The 24,512-nt window shown below is 73.9% G+C and carries 17 protein-coding genes; 6 read left to right on the forward strand and 11 right to left on the reverse strand.

The genetic code is table 11. The features are described 5' to 3' along the window. Positions 1 to 33: 33 nt before the first annotated feature. Both eccB and eccD read right to left on the reverse strand, forming a co-directional pair. Positions 34 to 1,428 carry a type VII secretion protein EccB gene (gene eccB, locus OHQ87_RS29695; protein ID WP_328343241.1) on the reverse strand — a complete coding sequence of 465 codons (1,395 nt, stop codon included), beginning with the start codon at positions 1,426 to 1,428 and terminating at the stop codon, positions 34 to 36. A gap of 7 nt (positions 1,429 to 1,435) precedes the next feature. Further along, entirely contained in the window at positions 1,436 to 2,845 is a 1,410-nt protein-coding gene (gene eccD / locus OHQ87_RS29700) for a type VII secretion integral membrane protein EccD (RefSeq protein ID WP_328343242.1), read from the reverse strand. Between the two features lie 185 nt (positions 2,846 to 3,030). Here eccD and eccCa point away from each other — a divergent pair, with 185 nt between their 5' ends. The 3 genes from eccCa (at position 3,031) to OHQ87_RS29715 (ending at position 9,299) form a co-directional block, all read left to right on the forward strand. Next, positions 3,031 to 6,972 carry a type VII secretion protein EccCa gene (gene eccCa / locus OHQ87_RS29705; protein WP_328343243.1) on the forward strand — a complete coding sequence of 1,314 codons (3,942 nt, stop codon included), beginning with the start codon at positions 3,031 to 3,033 and terminating at the stop codon, positions 6,970 to 6,972. A 283-nt stretch (positions 6,973 to 7,255) separates the two neighbouring features. Beyond that, the gene (locus OHQ87_RS29710; RefSeq protein ID WP_328343244.1) at positions 7,256 to 8,482 is read left to right on the forward strand and encodes an epoxide hydrolase family protein; all 1,227 of its coding nucleotides are present in this window, start codon (positions 7,256 to 7,258) and stop codon (positions 8,480 to 8,482) included. 64 nt (positions 8,483 to 8,546) lie between these two features. After that, on the forward strand, positions 8,547 to 9,299 hold the full coding sequence (locus tag OHQ87_RS29715) for a hypothetical protein (RefSeq protein ID WP_328343246.1): 753 nt from the start codon (positions 8,547 to 8,549) through the stop codon (positions 9,297 to 9,299). Here OHQ87_RS29715 and OHQ87_RS29720 read toward each other — a convergent pair. The 8 genes from OHQ87_RS29720 to glpK all read right to left on the reverse strand — a co-directional run bounded on the left by OHQ87_RS29720 (position 9,250) and on the right by glpK (position 21,050). After that, entirely contained in the window at positions 9,250 to 10,341 is a 1,092-nt protein-coding gene (locus tag OHQ87_RS29720; RefSeq protein WP_328343248.1) for a hypothetical protein, read from the reverse strand. The two genes, OHQ87_RS29715 and OHQ87_RS29720, sit on opposite strands and share 50 nt — an antisense overlap. Continuing rightward, positions 10,338 to 11,597 carry a type VII secretion protein EccE gene (locus OHQ87_RS29725; RefSeq protein WP_328343250.1) on the reverse strand — a complete coding sequence of 420 codons (1,260 nt, stop codon included), beginning with the start codon at positions 11,595 to 11,597 and terminating at the stop codon, positions 10,338 to 10,340. The genes OHQ87_RS29720 and OHQ87_RS29725 overlap by 4 nt, the downstream gene beginning before the upstream one ends. Positions 11,598 to 11,743: 146 nt before the next feature. Beyond that, the gene (locus tag OHQ87_RS29730; RefSeq protein WP_328343251.1) at positions 11,744 to 12,742 is read right to left on the reverse strand and encodes a glycoside hydrolase family 26 protein; all 999 of its coding nucleotides are present in this window, start codon (positions 12,740 to 12,742) and stop codon (positions 11,744 to 11,746) included. Next, entirely contained in the window at positions 12,739 to 14,370 is a 1,632-nt protein-coding gene (locus OHQ87_RS29735) for a glycosyltransferase family 2 protein (RefSeq protein WP_328343253.1), read from the reverse strand. Before OHQ87_RS29735 ends, OHQ87_RS29730 begins: the two co-directional genes overlap by 4 nt. Before the next feature lie 305 nt (positions 14,371 to 14,675). After that, entirely contained in the window at positions 14,676 to 16,289 is a 1,614-nt protein-coding gene (locus OHQ87_RS29740; protein WP_328343255.1) for a glycosyltransferase family 39 protein, read from the reverse strand. Between the two features lie 5 nt (positions 16,290 to 16,294). Continuing rightward, positions 16,295 to 17,971, reverse strand: coding sequence for a right-handed parallel beta-helix repeat-containing protein (locus tag OHQ87_RS29745; RefSeq protein WP_328343257.1), 1,677 nt, complete (start codon positions 17,969 to 17,971; stop codon positions 16,295 to 16,297). A gap of 90 nt (positions 17,972 to 18,061) precedes the next feature. Next, positions 18,062 to 19,495, reverse strand: coding sequence for a hypothetical protein (locus OHQ87_RS29750; protein ID WP_328343259.1), 1,434 nt, complete (start codon positions 19,493 to 19,495; stop codon positions 18,062 to 18,064). Between the two features lie 70 nt (positions 19,496 to 19,565). Beyond that, positions 19,566 to 21,050, reverse strand: a complete 1,485-nt coding sequence (gene glpK, locus OHQ87_RS29755; RefSeq protein WP_328343261.1) for a glycerol kinase GlpK — start codon at positions 21,048 to 21,050, stop codon at positions 19,566 to 19,568. 64 nt (positions 21,051 to 21,114) lie between these two features. Between glpK and OHQ87_RS29760 the strand changes: the two genes are divergently transcribed. After that, a complete protein-coding gene (locus OHQ87_RS29760) occupies positions 21,115 to 22,053 on the forward strand; it encodes a ribose-phosphate diphosphokinase (RefSeq protein ID WP_328343263.1) in 939 nt (312 codons plus the stop codon). 90 nt (positions 22,054 to 22,143) lie between these two features. Here the strand turns inward: OHQ87_RS29760 and OHQ87_RS29765 are convergent, their stop codons facing one another. Continuing rightward, on the reverse strand, positions 22,144 to 22,578 hold the full coding sequence (locus tag OHQ87_RS29765; RefSeq protein WP_328343265.1) for an ATP-binding protein: 435 nt from the start codon (positions 22,576 to 22,578) through the stop codon (positions 22,144 to 22,146). Positions 22,579 to 22,699: 121 nt separating this feature from the next. Here OHQ87_RS29765 and macS point away from each other — a divergent pair, with 121 nt between their 5' ends. Continuing rightward, the gene (macS, locus tag OHQ87_RS29770) at positions 22,700 to 23,845 is read left to right on the forward strand and encodes a MacS family sensor histidine kinase (RefSeq protein WP_328343266.1); all 1,146 of its coding nucleotides are present in this window, start codon (positions 22,700 to 22,702) and stop codon (positions 23,843 to 23,845) included. Continuing rightward, positions 23,842 to 24,510, forward strand: coding sequence for a response regulator transcription factor (locus OHQ87_RS29775; protein WP_328349052.1), 669 nt, complete (start codon positions 23,842 to 23,844; stop codon positions 24,508 to 24,510). Before macS ends, OHQ87_RS29775 begins: the two co-directional genes overlap by 4 nt. Positions 24,511 to 24,512 lie beyond the last annotated feature (2 nt).

Raw genomic sequence — 24,512 nt, forward strand, 5'->3', positions numbered from 1 at the left:
GCGGACCGGCAGCGGTGGGGCGGGACGGGGTGGTCAGCCGCCGGTGGTGATCGGTGCCGGGCGGACAGCGACCCGGGGGTCCAGGGTCGGGCCGCTCGGGATGAGCATGGTCAGGCTCGGCGGGACCGCCAATGCCGCGTCCACCGGGTAGCCGAGCAGGCGCAACGCGTCGGCGGACGGCACCGGATACCGGATGCCCAGGTCGGTGACGATGCTGTACGCGCCGGGGCTGCCGAGCAGTTGCAACACGGTGACCCGGCCGGCGGGGGCGGCGATCCGGTCGGCGAGCGGGATGCCGTCCGGTGAGACGGAGCCGGTCGGCGCGGCCCGGTCCGCGCCGGGCAGGGTGCCACCGACGGTCAGCTCCGGTGGGGTGCCGGCATCGGCGGTGGCGGCGCAGATCTGCTGGCCCGGCTCCCGGCCGACAAGCTTCGGCGGGGTGGCGGGCGGCTGACCCCGGTCCGGTGGGCGGGGAACCCGTTGGCTCCTGGGCAGCGACGTCACGTCGGAGACGGCGACCGTCACCGGCTGCCACCCCGACTGGCCGATCTGGATGGCCTGCTGCACCGGGGTGATCGGGGTGACCCCGTCGGCGAGCACCAGGTAGTGCTGCGGTCCGGAGGCGGTCTGGACGACCAGCACGTCACCGTTGCGTCGGCCCGGCACCTCGCGGGACTTCCCGCCCCGGTCGGCGACGGGCAGGGCGGCGAGGTCCACCCCGGCCGGCAGCGCGTTCAGCCAGGCGGTGCCGACGGGTGCCGGGGTGACCGCCCCGAACAGGGCGGGGACGACCACCCGGGAACCCTGCACCAGGTGCCGCCGACCGTGCCAGACCAGGTAGTTCATGCCCAGTGTGGCGTCCTTGACGAGCAGCCCGTCGTCGCCGACGTCCCGGCCGCCGGCCGGTCGGGTGGCCAGCGCCAGGGTCACCGTGTCGACGGTGCGTCCGGTGTCGTCGACGGCCGGGGTGGAGCAGACCGTCCACGGCAGACCGGCGCGTCGGTTCGCCGCCGGCAGCGAGGCGGGAGCGTTGGGGATGCCCATCGTCACCCCGCGCGGCACCGCGCTGAGGGTGCTGGCGGAGACGCGTACCACAGGGGTGCCGGGGCGGCCGGCGGCCAGCAGCGCGGAGGTGTAGTTGAGCGTCGGGTGCAGCCGACCGTCCAGGTAGACGTAGCTGGCGCCGCTCTCCTTCTCGACCACCACCGAGCCGGGCTTGCGCCAGCCGTCCCCGCCGACCTTGGTGAGCAGCCCGTAGATGCCCACCCCGGCGGCGACGAGGACGGCCACCATCAGGCCGCCGAAGAGCGCGCCGATGCCCCGGCGCAGCGGCGACTGCTGCGGGTCGGTCTCGCGCATCACGAACGCGGACATCACCCGCTGGGTCATGAACTGGTACGACTGGAGCTGGTCCCGCCGGGTCGTCATGGTCGCGTCACCCGCCGATCGAGGCGAACATTTCCCGGATCGCCCCGAACAGGCCGATGACCGCGCAGGCCAGCGGGATCAACGCCATGATGGCGACCACGTCGGTGATGTCGGCGGCCCGGCCCAGGTAGGGCGACGGCCGGCGGCGGCTGAAGAGGAGGCCGGCGACCAGCGTCAGCGCCGCCGCGGTGACCACACCGAGCCCGACCAGCATCCGTCCGCCGCCCGGTGCGGTGGCCAGTAACGCCGCGACGGCCAGCGACGACAGCCCCACCAGGCCGCTGACCAGCAGCGGCACCCGCTGGGCGGCGGTGGGGAACAGCCGCCCGCGCAGCAGCAGCGCCCCTGCACCGCAGAGCGCCAGCAGCACGCCGGCCGGGGTGCGGTCCTCGGTCAGGAGGAAGGCGATGGCCAGCGCGCCGCAGACCGACGCGGACAGCAGCATGCCGGTGAGCAACTCGGTGGCCCGCGCCACTGTCACGAAGACCCTCGCCCGCTCGGGCACCGGCCGGTCCCTGAGGATCTCCTCCGGCCGGTCGGGCAGCTCCGGAACCGGCAGCCTGCCCAGCCAACCGGCGATCAGCGGATAGCCGGGCAGCAGGCCGATCACGGTGGTCAGCGTCGCCGCCGCCGCACCGGCGGGGGACACCCCGCCGTAGCAGAGCAGGGCGGCCAGCACGCCGGTGAGACCGGCGGCCGACCCGGCCATGAACAGCCGCTGCACCCCACCCACCGCCGCGTACCCGATGATGCCGAAGACCAGCAGGAGGGCCGAGCCGAGCAGCAGGCTCGGTGCCCCCAGGTCGACGATCCGCGCGCCGTCCGGGGCGGCGAGCAGCGCCCCGCCGAGCAGGGCGTAGGGCAGGCCGGCGGCGGCGACCACGGCCCCGGCGGTGGCGTCGGGCACGGCCCGGGACAGCACCGGCCCGGCGATCGCCAGCAGCGCCGCGATCCCCAGTGCCAGCAGGCCCGGGGTACGCCACGGCGAGCCGACCGCGAGCAGCGCGACCAGCCCGAACCCGAGCAGCGCGGCGGTCACCGTCAACCCGGCCCGTCGGGTGGCGTCGTTGCTCCACGATCGACCGGTCCGGCGCGCGCCGCTGGCGATCACCTCGACCACGTCGTCGTACGCCAGCTCGGGCCATTCGTCACGGCCCGGCGTGAGGTGCAGCAGTTCGCCGTCGCGGACGCCCTGTAGGGCGAGGCTGCGGGTGGCTTCGAGCAGGGTGCCGGTGGCCCGTCGGAGCACCCAGCCGCCCTGCTGCTCGCCGACGTCGCCGAGATCCTCCCCGGCGTGCCGGAGCAGGTGGGGCAGCAGCTCCCCGACGAGCATGCCGTTGGGCAGCGCCACGTCCATCCGCCGCTGGGGAGCGGCGATCGTCACCCTGGCCAGACTGAGACCGCCCGGGGCCGTCACGCTGGTCACCTCCCCGTGTGCCATGCGTCCGCGCGGTCGCCTCCTGGGCTCTCCGCGGCGGTCAAGGTAGCACGGCCGCGCCGCCCGTCGGGTGGCCGTCCGGGGGCGGACGGTGGTCCCTGCCAGGGGCAACCTGTCGATAGAGTGGGCCGCCGAAGACCAACGTGGTGGGAGGTACGGGGGAGATGTCGTCGTTGGTGGTCGTCAAGCGTCCACCCCGTCGGCCGGCGCCCCCGCTGCCGTCCGGGGAGGTGCTCCTCGACCCGCCGCCGGAGGTGCCGGCGGCCGGCGGTCGAGGCTGGACCCGGATGCTGATGATCCTGCCGATGGCGGCCGGTGCCGCGGCGATGGGCCTGATGATGGGCATGCAGCGCGGCGGTGTGATGACCTATGTGGTCGGTGGCATGTACGGCGTCTCCATCCTCGGCATGATCGCGGTGATGGTGGTCAACCAGTCCGGGCCGGGCAAGCGCGAGATGATCGAGTCGCGCCGTCAGTACCTGCGCCGCCTCGCGCAGCTCCGGGCCCAGGTCCGCGCCACGGTCCGCCAGCAGCGGGAGGCCGTCCACTACCGCCACCCCGACCCGGACTCGCTCTGGTCCACGGTGACCAGTGGCCGGCTCTGGGAGCGCCGCCGGGGCGACGCCGACTTCAGCGTGGTCCGCATCGGGCTCGGCCCGCAGGAGGTCGCCACCCCGCTGATCCCGCCGCAGACCCGCCCGGTGGACGAGTTGGAGCCGCTCTGCGCCGTGGCGCTGCGCCGGTTCGTCGCCACCTACTCGGTGGTGCCCGACCTGCCGGTGGCGATCGCGTTGCGCGACTTCTCCCACGTCCACCTGCGGGGCGCCGACGACGCCGTCCGGGGCTTGGTCCGGGCCGTGGTGGCCCAGCTGACCACCTTCCACGCCCCCGACGACCTGCTGGTCGCGCTCTGCGTCAGTGCGGAGCGCCGGGCCTGCTGGGAGTGGGTCAAGTGGCTCCCGCACGCCCAGCACCCGACGAAACTCGACGCCGTCGGGCCGATCCGGCTGTTCGCCCCGACCGTGGTGGCGCTGGAGGCGATGCTCGTCGACGTGCTGGCCGACCGGCCGCGCTTCGACCCGACGGCGACGGTCACGCCGTACGTGCTGGTGGTGGTCGACGGCGGGCAGGTCGCCGGCTCCGACCACCTGATGACCGAGGGCGGGGTCGCCGGGGTGACCCTGCTGGACCTCACCGGTCGCCCCCCACGTCTGCTCGACGAGAGTTCCGTGGTGCTCGACATCGCCGAGGACGACGCCATCTCGGGCACCACGATGGACGGCACCACCCGGGTCGGCCGGGCCGACACGCTCGACCCGGCACGGGCCGAGGTGCTGGCGCGGGAGCTGTCGCCGCTGCGACTGTCGGCCGCGTCGTACGCCGACCAACCGGCCGTCACCACCGACCTGGGGCTGGCCGACCTGCTCGGCCTCGGCGACCCGTACGAGCTGGACCTGGCCGACGCCTGGGGCAGCCGGCCCAACCGCAGCCGGCTGCGGGTGCCGATCGGGGTCAACGAGAGCGGCCGGCCGATCGAGCTGGATCTCAAGGAGTCCGCCCAGGAGGGGATGGGCCCGCACGGGCTGCTGGTCGGGGCGACCGGCTCCGGCAAGAGCGAACTGCTGCGCACGCTGGTGCTGGCGCTGGCCGTCACGCACAGCCCCGAGATCCTCAACCTGGTGCTCGTCGACTTCAAGGGCGGTGCCACCTTCGCCGCGTTGGACCGGCTGCCGCACACCAGCGCCGTGATCACCAACCTGGCCGACGAGTTGTTCCTGGTCGACCGGATGCTCGGCGCGATCCAGGGCGAGATCACCCGCCGGCAGGAGCTGCTGCGCCGGGCCGGCAACTACGCCTCGCAGCGCGACTACGAGCGGGCCCGCGCGGCCGGGGTGCCGCTGGCCCCGCTGCCCAGCCTGCTGATCGTGGTGGACGAGTTCAGCGAACTGCTCAGCGCCCGACCGGATTTCATCGACATGTTCGTGCAGATCGGCCGGGTGGGCCGGTCGTTGGGCATGCACCTGCTGCTGGCCTCGCAGCGGTTGGAGGAGGGGCGGCTGCGCGGCCTGGAGACGCACCTGTCGTACCGGCTGGGGTTGCGGACGTTCTCCTCGATGGAGTCCCGCGCGGTGCTCGGGGTGGCCGACGCCTACGAGTTGCCCCGCTCGCCGGGGCACGGCTACCTGAAGGCCGGCACCGAGGGCCTGATCCGGTTCAAGGCCGCGTACGTCTCGGGGGCGGTCCGGCAGCATGGTGGGGTGCCCACCGTCGGCGGCCGGCTGATCGACCCGGTACGCGACTACACCACCGACTACGCCCCGCTCGCCACCGACGACGAACCGGACGAGCAGGTGCCGGCCCCGGTGGACGAACACGTCGGGGAGAGCCTGCTCGACGTGTTGGTGGCCCGGATGGAGGGGCGCGGGCCGGCGGCCCACCAGGTCTGGTTGCCGCCGCTGGAGGAGCCGCCCACCCTCGACGCGCTGCTGCCGCCGGTGCTGGTGTCCCCGCTGCGCGGCCTGACGATCGCCGCCGAGGACCGGCACGGCGCGTTGCACGGTGTGGCCGGCATCGTGGACAAGCCGTTGGAGCAGCGCCGTGACCCGCTCTGGCTGGACCTGGCCGGGGCGGCCGGCAACGTGCTGGTGGTGGGTGCCCCGCAGACCGGCAAGAGCAACCTGCTGCGCACCCTGGTCACCAGCCTGGCGCTGGGCAACACCCCGCGCGAGGCGCAGTTCTACTGCCTCGACTTCGGCGGCGGCACGCTGGCCGCGCTCGGCGGTCTGCCACACGTCGGCGGGGTGGCCAGCCGGCGGGAGGTGGACAAGGTCCGGCGGACCATCGCCGAGCTGCACGGGTTGATGCAGGCCCGGGACGCGGTGTTCACCACGCACTCGGTGGAGGGCGCGGCGGCCTACCGTCGGGCCCGCCGGGAGGGTCGCTTCCGGGAGGACCCGTTCGGCGACGTGTTCCTGGTGGTGGACGGCTGGGCGGCGCTGCGGGCCGAGTTCGAGGACCTGGAACCCCTGGTCACCGAGCTGGCCAACCGGGGTCTCGGGTACGGCATCCACATCCTGGCCGCGACCAACAGGTGGATGGACGTCCGGCCCGCGGTGCGGGACATGTTCGGTGCCAAGGTGGAGCTGCGCCTCGGCGAGCCGGCCGACTCGGTGATCAACCGGCGCGCCGCGGCGAACGTGCCGGAGCAGCACGGCCACGGGCTGACCCCGGACGGCCTGCACTTCCTCGCCGGCCTGCCCCGCCTCGACGGCCGGCCGGTGGTGGACGACCTGCCGGACGCGCTGGCCGACCTGGTAAAGCGGGTGCAGCAGCACTGGACGTGGGCGGGTGCCCCGGCCGTCCGGCTGCTCCCCGCCGAGCTGCCCTACGAGGCGTTGCCCGCCGCGCAGGGCGGCGTGATCCCGATCGGCATCGCCGAGACCGACCTCCAGCCGGTACGCCTCGACTTCACCGCCGAGCCGCACCTGCTGCTCTTCGGCGACGTCGAGTGCGGCAAGAGCACCTTCCTGCGCGGGCTGGCCCGCCGCATCGTCGAGGGCAACGATCCGGCGCAGGCCCGGATCATCCTGGTCGACTTCCGGCGCAGCCTGCTCGGCGCGGTGGAGTCCGAGCACCTGATCGGCTACGGCACCTCCCCGCAGGTCACCGCCGACCTGGTCAAGCAGGTGGCGACGGTGATGGGCGAGCGGTTGCCGGGGCGGGACGTCACCGCCGAGCAGCTGCGCGACCGCAGCTGGTGGAAGGGTCCGGAACTCTACCTGCTGGTCGACGACTACGACCTGGTGGCCGGGGCGGCGGTCAACCCGCTGGCGTCGCTGCTGGAGTTCCTGCCGCAGGCCCGCGACATCGGTCTGCACCTGGTGCTGACCCGGCGGATCGGCGGTGCCGGTCGGGCCATGTTCGACCCGGTGATCGGCCGGATCAGGGAGCTGGCCTCGCCGGGCATCATGATGTCCGGGCCGCGCGAGGAGGGCGCGCTGTTCGGCACCATCAAGCCGCAGCGGCTGCCCGCCGGCCGGGGCTGGCTGTTCACCCGCCGCCACGGCGCCCAACTGGTCCAACTTCCCCAGGTGCCACCCCACTGATTGCTGCAACAGCAGTTGGCTGTCTCTGAATCGGATCCCAGCACCACGAGTGGTCAACGCGCGGCTCGACGAGCGACCACAGTTGCTCGGAGCCACCGGCCGTATCAAGGTCGAGGTGATCGCCGCCTGTCGAAGGCGTATCGCCACGGGCGCCGGCCGTGGCGTTCTAGGCTGCGAGATGTGACGGCGGCGTGCCATGTCGACCTGGCACACCACTCGGCAGTCCCCTCACCTCATGATTCACCCTCCGTGAGGCGTGAACTCAGACCGAGAGGAAGCGCGCATGGCGGTCAGGACCAGGACGCGACCCGGCACCACGGAGATCCGGCCGTTCTCGGTGGACATCCCCGAGGCGGACCTCGACGACCTGCGCCGACGTATCGCGGCGACCCGGTGGCCGGAGAAGGAGACCGTCGACGACCAGTCGCAGGGCGTGCCGCTCGCGACGATCCAGGCCGTCGCCCGCTACTGGGAGCGGGACTACGACTGGCGCAGGATCGAGGCGCGGCTGAACGCCCTGCCACAGTTCGTGACGACCATCGACGGGGTGGACATCCACTTCATCCACGTCCGGTCGACGCACGAGGACGCGCTGCCGCTCATCGTCACGCACGGCTGGCCCGGGTCGGTGATCGAACAGCTGAAGATCATCGAGCCGCTGACCGACCCCACCGCGCACGGCGCGAGCGCGTCGGACGCCTTCCACCTGGTGATCCCGTCGCTGCCGGGGCACGGCTTCTCCGGCAAGCCGACCGGGTCGGGCTGGAACCCGGAGAGGATCGCCACCGCCTGGACCGAGCTGATGAAACGACTCGGCTACCACCGGTTCGTCGCGCAGGGCGGCGACTGGGGTGCGGTCGTCGTGGACCAGCTGGGTGTGCAGGCGCCGCCTGAGCTGCTCGGCATCCACACCAACATGCCGGGCGCGGTGCCGCCCGAGATCGACATGCTGTTCCAGGGCGACACGACCGGGGCGAACAACGCCCTGGGCTCGCTGCCGTCGGGGCTGTCCGACGACGAGATGCGGGCGGCCACCGAGCTGGACTACGTCTGGAAGCACGTCGCGTACGCCCTGATGATGGCGACCCGCCCGCAGACGCTGACCGGCCTGGCGGATTCCCCGGTCGGCCTGGCGTCCTTCCTGCTCGACCACGACGCGCGCAGCCTGGAGCTGATCTCGCGGGTGTTCCAGGGTGCCACCGAGGGCCTGACCCGCGACGACGTGCTGGACAACATCTCGCTCTACTGGCTGACGAACACGGCGATCTCCGCAGCCCGGCTCTACGCCGAGAACAAGCTGTCCTTCTTCGCGGCCAAGGGCGTGTCCGTGCCCGTCGCGGTGAGCGTCTTTCCCGACGAGCTCTACGAGGCTCCGCAGAGCTGGGCCGAGCAGGCGTACCCCCACCTGATCTACTTCAACAAGCTCGACAAGGGTGGGCACTTCGCGGCCTGGGAACAGCCGAAGGTGTTCTCCGAGGAGCTACGCACCGCCTTCCGGTCGCTGCGCTAGTGCGGCGGCGACCGGGGGTGGCCGGGCGGCCCGCCGTGGGCGTCACCCGGGTTACGCTGCGATGGTGAACCGGCGTGACCAGTACCGGGCCGAGTTGCGGGGGTCCGATCCCGCGCGCTGGCCGGCGTTCCTACGGGAGCACTCGGGGCTGCCCGGGCCACGGGCCAATCTTGAGCTTGCCCAGGCCGTCGCCGATGAGGGCGAGCCCGCCTCGTTCGATCGGCTGATCGCCACCGACGACGAGTATCTGGTGTTCTGCGGGGTGCTCGGTCTCGGCCGGCTGCTGGCCGCCGGCGGGCGGACCCGCCCACGCGTCGAGGCACGCCTGCACGACCACGCGACCGACACCCGCTGGCGGGTACGCGAGGCGGTGGCCCTGGCGTTGCAGCGTCTCGGCGACGCCGACCTGCCGCGTCTGCTCGACCTCGGCACGGCCTGGGTCGGGGACCCGCACCCGTTGGTCCGGCGGGCAGCCGTCGCGGCCGTGTGCGAACCACGCCTGCTGGCCGTCCCGGAGGCCGCCGCCCGCGCCGTCGCACTGTGCGAACGGGCGACGGCGGGGCTGGCCGTCCTGCCGGCCGGCCGGCGTCGCGACGACGACGTCCGGGCGTTGCGTCAGGCGCTGGGCTACTGCTGGAGTGTCGCGGTGGCGGCCGATCCGACTGCCGGCCTGCCGCCGTTCCGGGCGCTGGCCGCCGCCGACGACAACGACGTGGCCTGGATCGTCCGCGAGAACAGCAGGAAGAAGCGCCTGGCGGGGCTGCTCGTCAGCGGCGGGGTGCGCCCAGCAGGCGCTGCTCGACCGACGTCTGGCTGATCCACAGGTGCCGGTCCGTGCCGCCACCGACCAGGCTCAGCATGTCGTCGGCCATCACCTGGAGGAACCGGGCGCTGTCCGGGGGCAGCCGCAGTGCGTGCTGCACGGACGCCGACTCGTCGGCGGAGAGCCGTTGCAGCACGCAGAGGTCGCTGTCGCGCAGGGCGGGCGCGGTGCCGGGGTCGAGTCGCCGCAGCACGGTCAGCTCGGCCTGCCACGACCCGGGGGCCGCCGCCCCGAACGCGGCCGGGCCGTGGAGCGCCGCCCCGGGCGCGGCTGATCCGGGCGCGGCCGGGCTGGTCACGCCGGGCGGTAGGTCACGCACGATCAGGGTGGGCCGCTGCGCAGTGCCGGTGGTGGGCACCGGGCGACCGTCGGCGCGTACCTCGACCCGGTCGGTGGCCGGGCCGAGCGCCGCCGGACCGAGCCCGGACCAGCTCGCCGGGTCGGCGGTGAGCACGACGACCCGGGCACCCAGCGCCAGCGCCCGGAAGGCGACGAGCTGACCCGCCCACACCCCGCCGACCAGGGTGACCCGGGTCGGTTCCGGGCGGAACAGCCGGATCGTCACCGCCGCCCGGCGGCGGTCCGCACCGAGCACCAGACCGGCCGGGAGCGGGGTGGGGCTGAGCCGGGCGAGAGCCGCCGGGGAGACCGCGTGGGTGCCGATCCGCAGCCGGGGCAGCCGACCGGACGGCCCACCACGACCGGGGACGTCCCTGGCCCCGAGGCTGCGGGCCGGCGGTGGCCCCGGCGGAGCGGGCGGGTGGCTCTCCGGGGCGGCCAGCGGACTGGCGAGGGCCCGGGTCAGCGGGTCGGCGGTGGCCAGCACGGTCGCGGCGGCGGTGCCGGCCGCGTCGGTGTCGGTCCGGACGCCGGGCGCACCCCGCACCGGCGCGTCCGCACCGACCGGCGGCGCGGTGGATGGCGGCGCGGTGACCGACGGTGCGGTGACCGACGGCACAGCGACCGGCGGTGGTACGGCGGCCGAGGCGACCGGTAGCGGCACTGCCGTACGCCGTTCGTCACCCGGTCCGGTCATCCCGCGCCACCCCCGGTCGGCGCCGACGCGTACACCGCCGGGCCGTGTTCGCCGTCGAGCGGGAAGAGCTCCCCGCCCGCCTGTCGTACCCCGTCGACCGCTGGCCCGCACAGCTGCGGCAGCAGTTCCGCAGGCCCGGTGACCCGGACCAGTCCGCGCAGGTCGAGATCCTCGCCCGGCCCGTTCGAGGCCACCGTCAACGACACCGTCACCAGCGATGCCGGCAGGGTCTCCAGCCAGCCGAGCATGGCCCCCGCCCGGTCGACCGGCGGCCAGCGGCGGATCCAGAACGACCGGTGCGCGAGCGGGCCGCAGTGCCACGCCGACCACTCCTCGCGCACGGGCGTCGCGTCGACCGGGACGCCCGGGGTGAAGCCACAGGACCGGCCGACGGCGGCGAGCAGTTCGTGGGCGTCCAACAGCCGGTGCGTGACCCCGCACCGGCGCAGCGACCTGCCGACCTGGCGGGCCAGTGCGGCCACCACCGAGGGGGCGATCCCCAGGTCGACCGCGTAGTCGTCGATCGCCTCGGCCAGCGCGCGGGCGTCCAGCCGGACCGCCACCCAGGTCGCCCGCCCGGCCGGAACCGGCGTGCCACCGAGGCTGGCCAGCAACTGCCGGTAGGACTCCCGGGCCGGGGTGGTCGGGTCGTCGCCCGGCCCGCCGGCCGGGACGGTGCCGGTAACCACCTGGAGCACGGTGCCCGGCTGGCCGGACTCGGCCAGCGCGGTGGCCAGCACGTCCAGCGGCAGACCGGCGGGGGCGTCCAGCGGCAGACCGGCGGGGGCGTCGCCGGTCGGCCCGGCGCCACCGACCGCGGCCACCGCGAACCAGCCGGCGTCGTCGCGGGCCACCCCGATCCGGGCCCCGTCGGCCATCGCCACGGTGCCCACCGAGAGGCCCGGGGCGAGTCGTTGCAGGGCGTCCAGCCCCGGATCGGCGGCGATCGGCACCGCCGTGCCGGCCCGTCGCCGCTGGTGCCGGGCCAGCACCAGCTTCTCCAGCCACCAGCGGCCCCGCGAGCGCAGGAACACCACAGTCAGCAGGAGTACGCCGCACAGCGCGGCGACGATCAGCACCGGCATCCCGAACAGTCCACTGGCGAGGACGCCGAGCAGCACCGCCTCCAACAGCAGTAGCTGCAGGATGTGCAGCTCGCCGATCCGGCCGGGGCGTCGGCGGGGAGCCAGGTGCAGGCGTGTGTCGGGATCGTCCGGCCGGAGTGCGTCACGCGCCGGTCGTGGTGCTCCGGTCATCTCCGGCTGCCCCCCCAGACGCCTCGACCCGTGGCCCGTCCACGGCGGACCGCACCCATCATAGGAACCCGCCGCAGCGGCCCGGGGTCGGCTCGGCCGGCCGGTCGCTGGACGTCGGGTCGGCCCGGTCGGACGCGGACCGTCGGTCAGTTCACCCGGAAGCCGATCCGGGGGTCGGCCGCCGCGCCGGCCCGGTACGCGGCGAGTGCCGGCCGGTCCGAGTCGATCACCCAGTCGCCGGAGCCCTTCTGGTTGAAGTAGACGAACCCGAGCAGGTCGGGTCGTTTCCGCATGGCGGTGAAGAGCTCGTCGACCGCGCGACGGCGCATCGCACCCGGTTCGGCGCCGGTCTCCACGATCAGCAGTGGTCGGGTGGTGAACTTGCGGACCTGCTTGATGGTGGGGGCGAACAGGGCGTCGAAGGTCTGCTCGCCGCGTCGGGTGAAGTACCCGTCGATGCCTACCCAGTCCACGTACGCGTCGCCCGGATACAGCGGGGCGAGCTTCACCGACGGGACCGGGTTGACCACGTTCGGGGTCCAGGCCCAGATCACGTTCGTCGCGTCGGCGCGGGCGAAGACGGCGTGGATGTGCCGCCAGGCGGCGACGAAGTCCTTGGCGGTGTTGTCGTGCGCACCCCACGAGTACCAGTGGCCGTTCATCTCGTGGGCGATGGTGAGCGCGACCGGCAGGTTGAGCCGGCGTACCGCGACGGCGAACTCCACCAGGTATGGGTCGTGCCGTCCGGCGGCGATGTCCTTCAGCTTCGCCTTGAACGGTTCCCAGCGGACGATCGGCAGTGCGCCGTACCGGTGGACGCGGCGGACCTCGGCGGCGGCGAACTCGTCGTCGAAGCTCTCGTAGATGGTGATGATGTTGGGTTTCCTGCCGACCAGGTCGGCGAACCGGTCGACCCGGCTCATGTCCTGCGGCGCACCGCTCAGCGCCACCCCGAGGTAGCGGCCCTGCGGCTGTGCCAACGGGCGGACGTCGTACGCCGGGGGCGGGCCGGTGGGCGAGGGGGAGGCACTGGCCCCGGTGGCGAACCGGGCCGGGTGGCTGGCCGGGCTGGGCGCGAGCGCGGCATAGCCGAACACCCCGACGACGAACATCGTCACGATGGTGAACAGCTGGCGGGAGGTCACCGGGAACGCTCCGGCCGGATGTCCCTCGCCGGCTTCACCAGCAGCGCCTGCAACGCGACGGCCAGGTAGAACGTGCCACCGAGGAAGGCGGGCGAGAAGGTCAGCAGGTCGTCGGTGATCATCCGGTGGGCCGCCAGGCCGGTCCACAGTGCTCCGCTGCCCGCCGTGCAGACGGCCATCCCCCACCACAGTCGACCCGTCCTGTTCTTCCGCCCCGTGCCGCCGGTGGGTTGCCAGCCCATGCTCTGCCCGCGCAGCAGGTCCCAGATCGCGAAGGCGTGCGACCAGCCGTAGACCATCTTGACGGTCCACGCCTCCACCCGGTAGGCGCACCGGTGCCAGAGCGGGAAGACCACCAGGTTGTAGACCAGGCTGGGCACGATCCACAGGTAGTTCGCCGGGGCCACCGACTGCGGGAACCAGGCCAGCAGCACGATCGGCACCAGCGGCCCGACGAAGGTGAACAGCGCCGTGTGCAGGTAGTAACAGAACCCGGAGAGGTACGACAGCCGGGTGCGTAACCGCATCCGGGTGTTCCAGAACTTCGTCGAGCCGAGCAGGCTCATCGAGCCGGCGCACCAGCGGTACTGCTGGGTGAAGAACGAGCTGACGTCCGCCGGGCACAGGCCGGTCGCCAGCGGCACCGGCAGGTACCGCAGCCGCCAGCCGCGCCGCCGCATGTCGAACCCGGTGTGTACGTCCTCCGAGTGCTCGATCAGGGTGGAGCCGCCGATCGCGTCGAGCGCCTCGCGCCGGTAGAGCGCACAGCTGCCGACGCAGATGGCCGCCTCGTGGTGCTGCCGGGACACCTGCACCATCCGGTAGAACAGCTCCTGCACCGCCCCGGCCCCACGCTCCAGCCAGCCCTGGCCGGAGTGCACCCGGAAGTACTGCGGGGACTGCACGATGCCGAGATCCGGCTCGGCGGCCAGATAGGGAACCATCTCGTCGAGCATGTCGTGCCGGGGGGTGAAGTCGGCGTCCAGCACCAGGATGTGTTCGCCCAGCGTGCGCTGGTACGCGTACCGCATGTTGCCGGCCTTCTTGTACCAGCCCCGGTTGGGGCGGCGCTGGTAGACGAAGCCGAAGGCGAGCGCCATCGCCTCCCGCTCGTCGGTCGCCGAGTCGTCGAGCACGTAGACGTGCACCCGGCCCGGGTAGTGGTCGACCATCCGGCTGACGTGCTCCCAGGTGTTGCGGAGCACCTCGGTCGCCTCGCCGCACACCGGCAGGAACACGTCGACCGACGGGTGGACGGGCGGCCGGAAGTCGCGGACCAGCCGACGGTGCCGGTCCAGGTCGAACCCGGGCGTGCCGATGTTCACCGCCACCGAGATCAGGTAGTAGAGCACGGTGAAGCCGAACAGCGGCAGCAGCAGGAGCAGCCACGGTGCCATCCGGACGAAGAGCAACTGGCTGGTGAGCAGCCCGGTGAAGCTGACGAACGAGGCGATCATCAACACCGGCAGCCGGCGGCGACGGTAGGCGGCCTTCTCGTCGTCGTCCGGTGGCAGCGGCAGCGACGGGTCGACGGTCGCCGGGCGGCCCGGCGTCGCCGGTGTCACCACCTGCCGCGCCGTCCCCTCCCGTGGCGTCGGCACCGTCGCCGGTGCCCGTGGCGTCGGCACCGCCCTCGGCTCGCGGGGGGCCGGGACCGACGTCGGTCGGCCCGGTGCACCCACCCGTCCCGGCCACGGCGGGGGCACCGGTCCGCGCTGCGGAGCCGCCGGCCGCTGCGGAGGCACCGCCGGCCCCTGCCGTGCCGGTGCCGGCCCGGTCTGCTGCGCCGGGTCGGGCTGCGGTATCGCTCTCGGCCCGCGCCTCGGTGTCGGGGTCGCGGCGGGCTGCGGTGCCGCCGGGGTGGGGCGGGGTGGCGGCACCGGGCGGTGGAACTCCGTCGTCTCGTCGGTGCGGCCCGCGCCGGCCCGGGTGCTCACTTCGCCGCCGCCGGCCTGCGCACCAGCAGGGCGATGCTGAAGCCCCGGACCCGCCAGGTGCGCTCGACGGCGTACGGCTTGAGCGCGGCCTCCTTGGCCGGTCCGATCCGCTGCAGCGGATCGTCGAACGCCCCCTTGCGGACGATCCACACCCGCGTCGGGCGACCCAGGCAGACCGGGACGTCCCGGTCGGCGCACTCCCGCGCGCCCAGGGTGCCCTGCCGGCGGGCCGGTACGGTCATCAGCACGTCCCGGGGCCGCCAGCTCTCGTCGACGTACCGGTTCACCGCGTCCCGGCTGGTGCGCTGGTCGCCGGCGTCGAACGGGCCGTACACCAGGATGTCGCCGGGGACGGCGTGTGCCCGCAGCACCGCGGCGATGTCCTTGGTGCCCTGGCTGTGGCCGGTGACGCTGCGGATCTCCACCTGCGTCGGGATGCCGAGCAGCCCGATCGCCAGCATCGCGGCGGTGCCCCGCAGCAGCGAGCTGCGGCGCAGCGCCAGCGAGGCGACAAGCGCCCAGGCCGGCACCGTGAACAGCAGGTAGCGCGGCAGCCAGAGCGGGGTGAGCTGGGCGGCGACCAGCAGGCCGAGGGTGGGCAGCACCAGCCAGGCGGTGGCCACCGCCGCTCGCTCGCGCATCGACATGCCGAGGAAGGCCAGGGCGAGCACCGCCCCGGCGAGCAGCGGCCCGCCGAACAGCGCCTCCGGAGTGTCGACCAACCGGTCCAGGGTGACCGGCGGAATCCAGTTGATCTGCGTACCGGTCTGTTGACGACCCAGCCAGAGCACCGGCAGGACGGGCAGCACGCCGGCCACCGCCGCGCCGAGCCAGCCGAAGAAGGTACGCCGACGCTCGGCCGCCCGCCAGGCGATCAGCGCGTGCGCGGCGAGCAGCAGCAACCCGACCAGGTGCATCAGCCCGAGCAGCGCCACCACTGCGGCGTAACCCAGGTAGCGGACGAACCGGGGGCGTTCCAGCAGCCGGATCAGCAGCAGGGTGGCCAGCGCGGCGGCGCACACCGCGAACGCGTACGGCCGGGCCTCCTGGGCGTACCGGGAGGTGGTCGGCAGCACCGCGAACAGCACCCCGGCGACCAGCCCGACCCGCAGCCCACCGACCCGCAGGCCGATCGCTGCGACCAGGCCGGCCGCCGCCGCCATGGCCAGCAGCGAGGGCATTCGCAGCGCGACGTCGGAGCTGCCGGCCAGCGCCACCCACCCCCGCATCAGCAGGTAGTACGGGCCGATCGAGGCGTCGACGTTGCGCAGCACCGCCACGAAGTCGTCGAACCCGACGGTGACCATGCCCCAGGTGGCCAGCTCGTCCTCCCACAGGCCGGGCCGGTTCAGCCCGATCGCGCCGAGGACGCCGACGACGGCCATCGGCAGCAGCCGGGCCAGGTGCCGCAGCCAGGGCGCGTCAAGGGGTTCCGGCGGCGCCGGCTGGTCGGCCTCGGTGGGCCGCCAGGGCGCGGTCGGCTCGGGCGGTGCGTCGCGGACCCGGACGATCAGGGCGGTCGGCGCGTCGCTGCGGGTGGCCCCCGCCTGACGGGGAACGGGGCGGGCCGTCGGCAGGGCGTCCCCGCCGCTACCCCCGGCGGACGGCATCCCGGTCACCGGGTGGCGACGAGCAGGTCGTCCAGGACGAGGGTGCGCAGGTCGTCCCGGCTCGGCCGCCGACCCGACGCGCGCAGCCGCCCGGACTGCGCCTTGCGCATCCCCTCCAGCAGTCTGCGGGCCTCCCGGGCGTTGCCGAAGTTCTGGTCCCGTTCGATCTGGCCGAACCATTCCAGCAGGCCGTCGGCGAGCCCGTCGGCGAACAGGTAATCGTCGTTGCGGGCGATCCGCCCGACGATGTCGACCAACTGGACCGGGCTGTAGTTCTCGAACTCCAGCGTCTTGGCGAACCGGGACGCCAGCCCGGAGTTGGCGTCCAGGAAGGCGGCCATCTCGGTGGTGTAGCCGGCGACGATCACCGCCACCTGGTCGCGGTGGTCCTCCATCAGCTTGACCAGGGTGTCGATCGCCTCCTGGCCGAAGTCGCCGCCGGCACCCCCGGCCCGGGACAGGGTGTACGCCTCGTCGATGAAGAGCACCCCGCCCAGCGCCTCGGTGAACACCGACGAGGTCTTCTCGGCGGTGTGTCCGATGTACTGGCCCACCAGGTCGCGCCGGGACACCTCGCGGAACTGGCCGTTGGGCAGCACCCCGAGGGCCTTGAGCAGCTGCCCGTAGACCCGGGCCACAGTCGTCTTGCCGGTGCCCGGTGCACCCGTGAAGATCAGGTGGTGGCTCACCGCGCCCACCGACAGGCCGGCGTCGCGTCGCCACTCGTCGACCTGGATCTCGTCGATCAGCGAGCGCACCTCGGCCTTCACCCCGGCCAGGCCGATCATCGAGTCCAGCTCGGCGAGCAGTTCCTCGACCCTCTGCTCGTCCTGCCCGACCGTGCCGCCGCCCCCGCTCACCCCGGCCAACGGCCGGCCGCCCGCCTCGGCAGCCCGGAACACGGTGGTCGACCCCTCGGCGAGCCGGACGCCCGGTGCGGCGGTCTGCTCGGTGTGGCTGCCCTCGATCGTCCCGCCGCAGCCCCGGCCGACGTCGATGCCGACGCCCCGGGTGTCGTGCACCCAGCAGTCCACGATGGTGGGGCTGCTCTGCAACGCCACCACGATGCCGGCGTCACCGGTGCCGGAGACGTCGCAGCGCTCGATGGTGGGCCGGGCCGCCTGGTAGACGTACACGCCCCGGAAGCCGGTGCTGCTGACGGTGCAGTTGCGGATGGTCGGGTCGGCACCGAGCCGCACGATGATCCCGTCGTCGGTGACGTCGCGGATCTCGCACTGCTCGACCGTCCCGCCCGCGTCGGAGACGACCAGCCCGTGCTGTCCACCGGTGACGGTCACCTCGACGGCCTCGACCCGGGCACCGTCGCGTACCGACACGGCCGCCGCGTAGCCGGCGCTGACCTGGCACTTCTCCATCCGGAGCCGGCCGCCGACCGCGTCCACGGCCGGGTGGTCGGCGGACTGGAGGACCAACCCCTGCAACAGCACCTCGCCCCCGGCGCAGGCCACAGTCGGCCGGCCGGTGGCCCGACCGTCCACGGTGACCGAACCGGCCTCGCCGGCGGCGACCAGGCGAACCCGCCGGCCCTCCAGGCGCAGCGCCTCGGGGTAGACGCCGGGCTCGATCGAGACGACCGCGTCGTCCGGCGCGATCTCCAGGGCGTCCGCGATGGTCGGACAGGCCCCGGCTCGGTCAGGGGAGACAGTCAGCATGCGCACCATGGTCCCGCTCGGTCGTGGAAGGACGGACCGGTTCGTCGTCGACGCCCGGTCGAAGGGTACCGGTCGACCTGAGGAGGTCTCGCCCCCGCGTCAGATGGTGAAGGTGGCGGCGCGTACCGAGGCGGCCACCTTGCGTACCTCGTCCGCCCGGTCCAGGGGTGCGGTCATCCGGAGCACCAACTGCCTGTCGATCGCGTCCTCCGGCACACTGCGCCAGTAGGAGAGGTAGACCAGGCCGTAGCGTGGCGCACCGTCCACCCTGGTGGTCTCCGCCCAGGTGGTGAACTCGCCGCTGCGTACCCATTGCAGACCCCATGCCTCCTCCTGCCGGCGCAGCGCGGTGCGGCGCTCGTCGGTGCAGAGCCGGGGGCACTGCCGGACGACCAGATCGCCCCCGATGATCGACCCGTCGGCGGCGGGGACGCCGCACCGGTAGTGCGCCGAACCGCTGGTGCGGGCGGCCTCGGTGCAGTTCCACCCGGTGGGCACCCGGAAGCTGAAGTCGACCCCGGCCAGGCCGGTGATCTCCCGGGTCGGGTCGGTGCCGGCGAAGGTGGGCGCGGCGGTCGGCCAACCGCCGCCGACCGGTGGCTCCACGCCCGGCCGGCGCGGCGGCGTGCCAGGCAGCCCCGGATCGGCACTCGGGGTCGCGCTGGCCGGGCCGGCGACCGTCAGCGGACCGTCGGCCGACCGACCGGCGACGCCGAACCCACCGGCCGCGCCGACCGCCGCCGCGACCAGCGCCACAAGCACCGACCACAGCACGGCACGACCCTGGCTGCGCGCCGCGACCGGCGGATACGGAGCGGGGGTCGTCGGGTACCCGGCGGGCACGGGTCGCTGCCCGGCCGGTTGGTGCGGGTACGGCATCGCCTGGTGCGGGGCTGCCTGCTGCGGATTCGGCATCGCCTGGTGTGGGGCGGTCGGCCGCTGACCCGGTCGCTGGCCCGGGGAGGTGGACCCCGACGGGTGGAGCGCGACTGTCGGTGGCACGGCACCGTCGGTGGTCGGCCCGGCGGAGGGGGCCGCAACCGTCGGCGTGACCGATCCGTCCGTCGTGGGACGGGTCGCGCCACCGCCGGGACCCCCGGCCGGCGGGCCGCTCGCCGGTCCCGCGTCGACCAGCCGGCTCGTCGGTCCCGCGTCGGCCGCCCCGCTCGCCGGGGTGGGCTCGCCGGGCGGGCCGACCCGCTGTCGACCGGCCCCGGCCGGGGGCTCCTCGGCCGGGGTGAGGCGCTGGCCCAGCGCGAGGAAGACGTGCGCGGCCCCCGCACCCTGCTCGGCGGCGCAGGCCACCCAGGGGACCGGGCCGGTGTGGTTGGCCCCGGTGATCGGCAGGCCGTCCGAGCGGGCCAGCGTGTTGGCCGCCGCGGCGAACGCCTCCCGCCAGCCGCCCTCGGCGGCGGCCGGGGCGAGCACGGCCACGGTGAACGGCCGCTCGGCGGTGTCCCTCGCGGCCCAGACCTCGCCCAGCTCGCACGAACTCAGCTTCCGGTGCAGCGCGTACGGACCGACTGTCTGCATGTGGCATCCCCCCGGTCGATGGTATCGGTCCGGGCGGCGCGGACCGATCGACCGACGGGCCGCCGGCCGGTCAGTCGACCCAGTCGAGCGTGCGGGCGACCGCCTTGCGCCACCGGCCCAGTTCCCGCTGCCGGTCCGCCGGATCCATCCGGGACTCCCACTGCGCGTCGGAGCGCCACTGGGCGCGCAGGGTGGCCAGGTCCGGCCAGAAGCCGACCGCCAGACCGGCCGCGTACGCCGCGCCGAGGCAGGTGGTCTCGGTGATCCGGGAGCGGACCACAGGCACCTCCAGCACGTCGGCGAGGAACTGCATCAGCAGGCCGTTGGCGGTCATCCCACCGTCCACCCGCAGCCGGCGCAGCGCCACGTCGGAGTCGGCGTTCATCGCGTCGACCACCTCCCGGGTCTGCCAGGCCGACGCCTCCAGCGCTGCCCGGGCCAGGTGCCCCTTGGTGATGTAACCGGTCAGCCCGGCGATCACCCCCCGGGCGTCGCTACGCCAGTGTGGCGCGAACAGCCCGGAGAAGGCCGGCACCACGTAGCAGCCGCCGTTGTCGTCCACCGTGGCGGCCAGCTCCTCGACCTCGGCGGCCGACGAGATCAGCCCGAGGTTGTCCCGCAGCCACTGCACCAACGACCCGGTCACCGCGATCGCCCCCTCCAGTGCGTACGCGGCCGGCTGGCCCTCGATCCGGTAGGCCACCGTGGTCAGCAGCCCGTGGGTGGACGGCACCGGGCTGGCCCCGGTGTTGAGCAGCAGGAAGCTGCCGGTGCCGTAGGTGCACTTCGCCTCGCCCGGCTGGAAGCAGGTCTGCCCGAACAGGGCGGCCTGCTGGTCGCCGAGCGCGCTGGCCACCGGCACCCCGGCGAGCACCCCGTGGGCGGTCCCGTAGACCTCCGCCGAGCTGCGGATCTGCGGCAGCACCCCGGCCGGGATGCGCAGCGCGTCGAGCAGTTCCCGGTCCCAGTCGAGGGTCTCCAGGCTCATCAGCATGGTCCGGCTGGCGTTTGTCACGTCGGTGACGTGCCGGCCGGTCAGGTTCCAGATCAGCCAGCTGTCCATGGTGCCGAACAGCACCTCGCCCCGCTCGGCGCGCCCGCGCAGCCCGTCGACGTGGTCGAGCAGCCAGCGCAGCTTCGGGCCGGCGAAGTAGGTGGCCAGGGTGAGCCCGGTGCGGGCGCGCAGCTTCTCCTCGCCGTACGACCCGGCCAGCTCGCGCAGCAGCGGGCCGGTGCGGGTGTCCTGCCAGACGATCGCGTTGGCGACCGGTCGGCCGGTCGCCCGGTCCCAGACCACGGTCGTCTCCCGCTGGTTGGTGATGCCGACCGCGGCCAGTCCCTCCGGGCCGGTGCCGGCGGCGGCCAGCGCGTCGCGGACCACCCGTTCGACGTTGGCCCAGATCTCATCGGCGTCGTGCTCCACCCAGCCGGGCCGGGGGAATATCTGCCGGTGCTCGCGTTGGGCGACGGCGACGATCTCACCGGCCCGGTCGAAGACGATGCACCGCGACGAGGTGGTGCCCTGGTCGATGGCGGCGACGTACTCTCCGGTCATCTCGGCACCGTACCCGGCCGGGTACGCCCCGGAGAACCGTCGCGACTCCGTACGATCTCCAGACGTGCGCGACATCGCCGTGTTCAGTGGAACCGCCCATCCCGACCTCGCCGCCGAGATCTGTGCCCACCTCGGGGTGCCGCTGCACCCGGTGCGGGTGTCCCGGTTCGCCAACGACTGCCTGGAGGTGCAGTTGCAGGCGAACTGCCGCGAGCGGGACGTCTTCCTGATCCAACCCCTGGTGCCCCCGGTCCAGGAGCACCTGGTCGAGCTGCTGCTCATGATCGACGCCGCCCGGGGAGCGTCGGCCGGGCGGATCACCGTGGTGCTGCCGCACTACGCGTACGCGCGGTCGGACAAGAAGGACGCCCCGCGCATCTCCATCGGTGCCCGGTTGGTGGCCGACCTGCTCACCTCGGCAGGCGCCCAGCGGGTGCTGGCGATGACCCTGCACTCGCCGCAGGTGCACGGCTTCTTCAGCGTCCCGGTCGACCACCTGCACGCCCTGCGCGAGCTGGCCGCCCACTTCCGGGGGCACGACCTGGGCAACACGGTGGTGGTCTCACCGGACCTGGGCAACGCCAAGGAGGCGGCGGCGTTCGCCCGGATGCTCGGCACCCCCGTCGCGGCGGGGGCCAAGCAGCGGTTCAGCGACGACCGGGTCACCATCAGCACGGTGATCGGCGAGGTGGCCGACCGGGACGTGATCGTGTTGGACGACGAGATCGCCAAGGGCAGCACGGTGATCGAGTTGATCGCCCACCTGCGGGAGCGCAACGTCCGCTCGATCCGGCTGGCCTGTACCCATGGCCTGTTCTCCAGCGGTGCGTTGGAGCGGCTCAGCGCCACCGACGGGGTATGCGAGATCGTCTGCACCAACACGGTGCCGATCCCGAAGGAGAAGCGGGTGCCGAAGCTGGAGGTGCTCTCGGTGGCCCCGGCGCTGGCCGAGGCGATGCGCCGGATCCACAACGGCGAGTCGGTGAGCGCCCTGTTCAGCTGACCGGCCGCCCGTCGGCGGTGCGGGCCGGGCGTCCGGCGGTGCGGGCTCGGCGGAGCGTGGGGTCGTCCGCCTCACGCACATCGAACCGGTTCAGCCGACGGCGGCGCTGATCCGGACCGTGGTGCCGGCCGCGCCGCTCTCGACCTCCATCGCGTCGCTGAGCTCCCGGGCCAACCAGAGCCCCCAGCCGCCCGCGGTGTCGGGGGCGGGTCGGCTGCGGTCGTGGAGCTGGTGCTCGCTGAGGCCGTCGCCGTGGTCGGAGACCTCGCAGACCAGCTCGCCGGGGCGTCGCCAGAGCCGTAACCAGCCCTTGCCGCCGCCGTGCCGGACGGCGTTGGTGATCAGCTCGTTGACGGCCAGCACGAAGTCGTCGAGTCGCTGACCGGCCAGTCCGGCCGAGTGCGCACAGGAGCTGACCGAGTGCCTCAGCTCGGTCACCTGTGCCTGGTCGAACGCCTCGGCGATGAGAAGGGAAGGTTCGATGGGCACCACCGTACGCGGTGTGGGAAGTTCTGCGTTCGTCATGGGGCCTGTCCCGACAGCGATCTCGGAGTCTTTCGCGCTGTTTCTACCGTACGTCAGGGTTGTTCATGCCGTAGCGGCCGGTCCGGCGGGTGACCGGGGCGGTTGTGGCATCGTGGCGGCCATGCCGTCGTCCCCGTCGGGTGGTTTCGAGGTTCCGCTCTGGCGTTCCGTCGCGGTCTTCCGCTTCGCCTCGCTGGCGTACGTCGGGCTGCTGGTCCTGCGCGACGCCGACCGGTACGCCCACCCGTTCGCCGCCGGGGGTGCGCTGCTGGTGATGCTGGCCTGGTCCGGGGTGACCGCGGTCGGCTACGCCCGGCCGGCCAACCGGGGTTGGCCGCTGCTCTCTGCCGACCTCGGTGTGGTCCTGCTGATCCTGGCCGTCACGCCGTGGGTGGTGGGCCGCCCGGCGCTGGCGGCCGGCGTACCGGCCCTGGCCGTGGCCTGGCTGGCCGGGCCGGTGCTGGCCTGGGCGGTCTCCGGTGGGCGGCGGCGCGGCACGGTGGCCGCCCTGCTCGTCGGCGGCACGGACCTGGCCACCCGGGGCCGGATCGGCCCGTCCTCGCTGACCGGGGTGATCCTGCTGCTGCTCGCCGGGCTGGTGGTGGGGCACGTGGCTCGGCTGGCGGTGGCCGCCGAGGAGCGGTTGCAGCGGGCGGTGGAGCTGGAGGCGGCGACCCGGGAACGGGAGCGGTTGGCCCGGGACATCCACGACTCGGTGCTCCAGGTGCTGGCGCTGGTCCAACGGCGCGGTGCCCACCTGGACGGGGAGGCCGGTGAGTTGGCCCGGCTCGCCGGTCGGCAGGAGGTGGCGCTGCGCGCGTTGATCTCCGGGGCGTCGCCGGCGTCGCCGGCCGACCCGGTCGGGGAGGCGGACCTGCGGTCCCTGCTGGCCGGGTACGCCTCGGAGGCGGTGCAGGTCTCCGCGCCCGCGACCCCGGTGCCGCTGCCGGCGTCGGTGGCCCGGGAGGTGGCCGCCGCGACCGCGGCGGCGCTGGACAACGTGCGGCGGCACGCCGACGGGCGGGCCTGGGTGCTGGTCGAGGACGAGGGGGCCACGGTGACCGTGTCGGTGCGCGACGCCGGTCCGGGCATCCCGGCGGGCCGACTGGTCGAGGCGGCCCGACAGGGTCGGCTGGGGGTGGCCCAGGCCATCCGGGGCCGCCTCGCCGATCTGGGTGGCGAGGCGCGGATCGTCTCGACGCCGGGGGAGGGCACCGAGATCGAACTGATGGTGCCGAGGAGCGACCGATGGGCGGGGAACCGATGACCGGGGTACGGGTGATGGTGGTCGACGACCACCCGATGTGGCGGGAGGGGGTGGCCCGCGACCTCACCGAGGCCGGGCACCTGGTGGTGGCGACCAGCGGCGAGGGCCGCCAGGCGGTCCGGGTGGCCGCCGCCGCCCGACCCGACGTGGTGGTGCTCGACCTGCAGTTGCCTGACATCTCCGGGGTGGCGGTGATCCACGGGCTGCGGGCCGCGCTGCCCCGGGTCCGGGTGCTGATGCTGTCGGCGAGCGGCGAGCAGCAGGGCGTGCTGGACGCGGTGAAGGCCGGGGCCACCGGCTACCTGCTGAAGTCGGCGGCCCCGGCGGAGTTCCTGGACGCGGTGCGCCGCACCGCCGCCGGTGAGCCGGTCTTCACCCCCGGCCTGGCCGGTCTGGTGCTGGGCGAGTACCGGCGGCTGGCCGCCGACCCCCCGACCGACGGGACCGCCGACGGTCGGCCCGACGCGGCACCCCGGCTCACCGAACGGGAGACCGAGGTGCTGCGGCTGGTGGCCAAGGGGCTGTCCTACAAGCAGATCGCCGGGCGGCTCGGGCTGTCCCACCGCACCGTGCAGAACCACGTGCAGAACACGCTGGGCAAGCTCCAACTGCACAACCGGGTGGAGCTGACCCGCTACGCGATCGAGCGGGGCCTGGACGACTGAGG

It is taken from the genome of Micromonospora sp. NBC_00421, from assembly GCF_036017915.1.
GTDB lineage: Bacteria > Actinomycetota > Actinomycetes > Mycobacteriales > Micromonosporaceae > Micromonospora.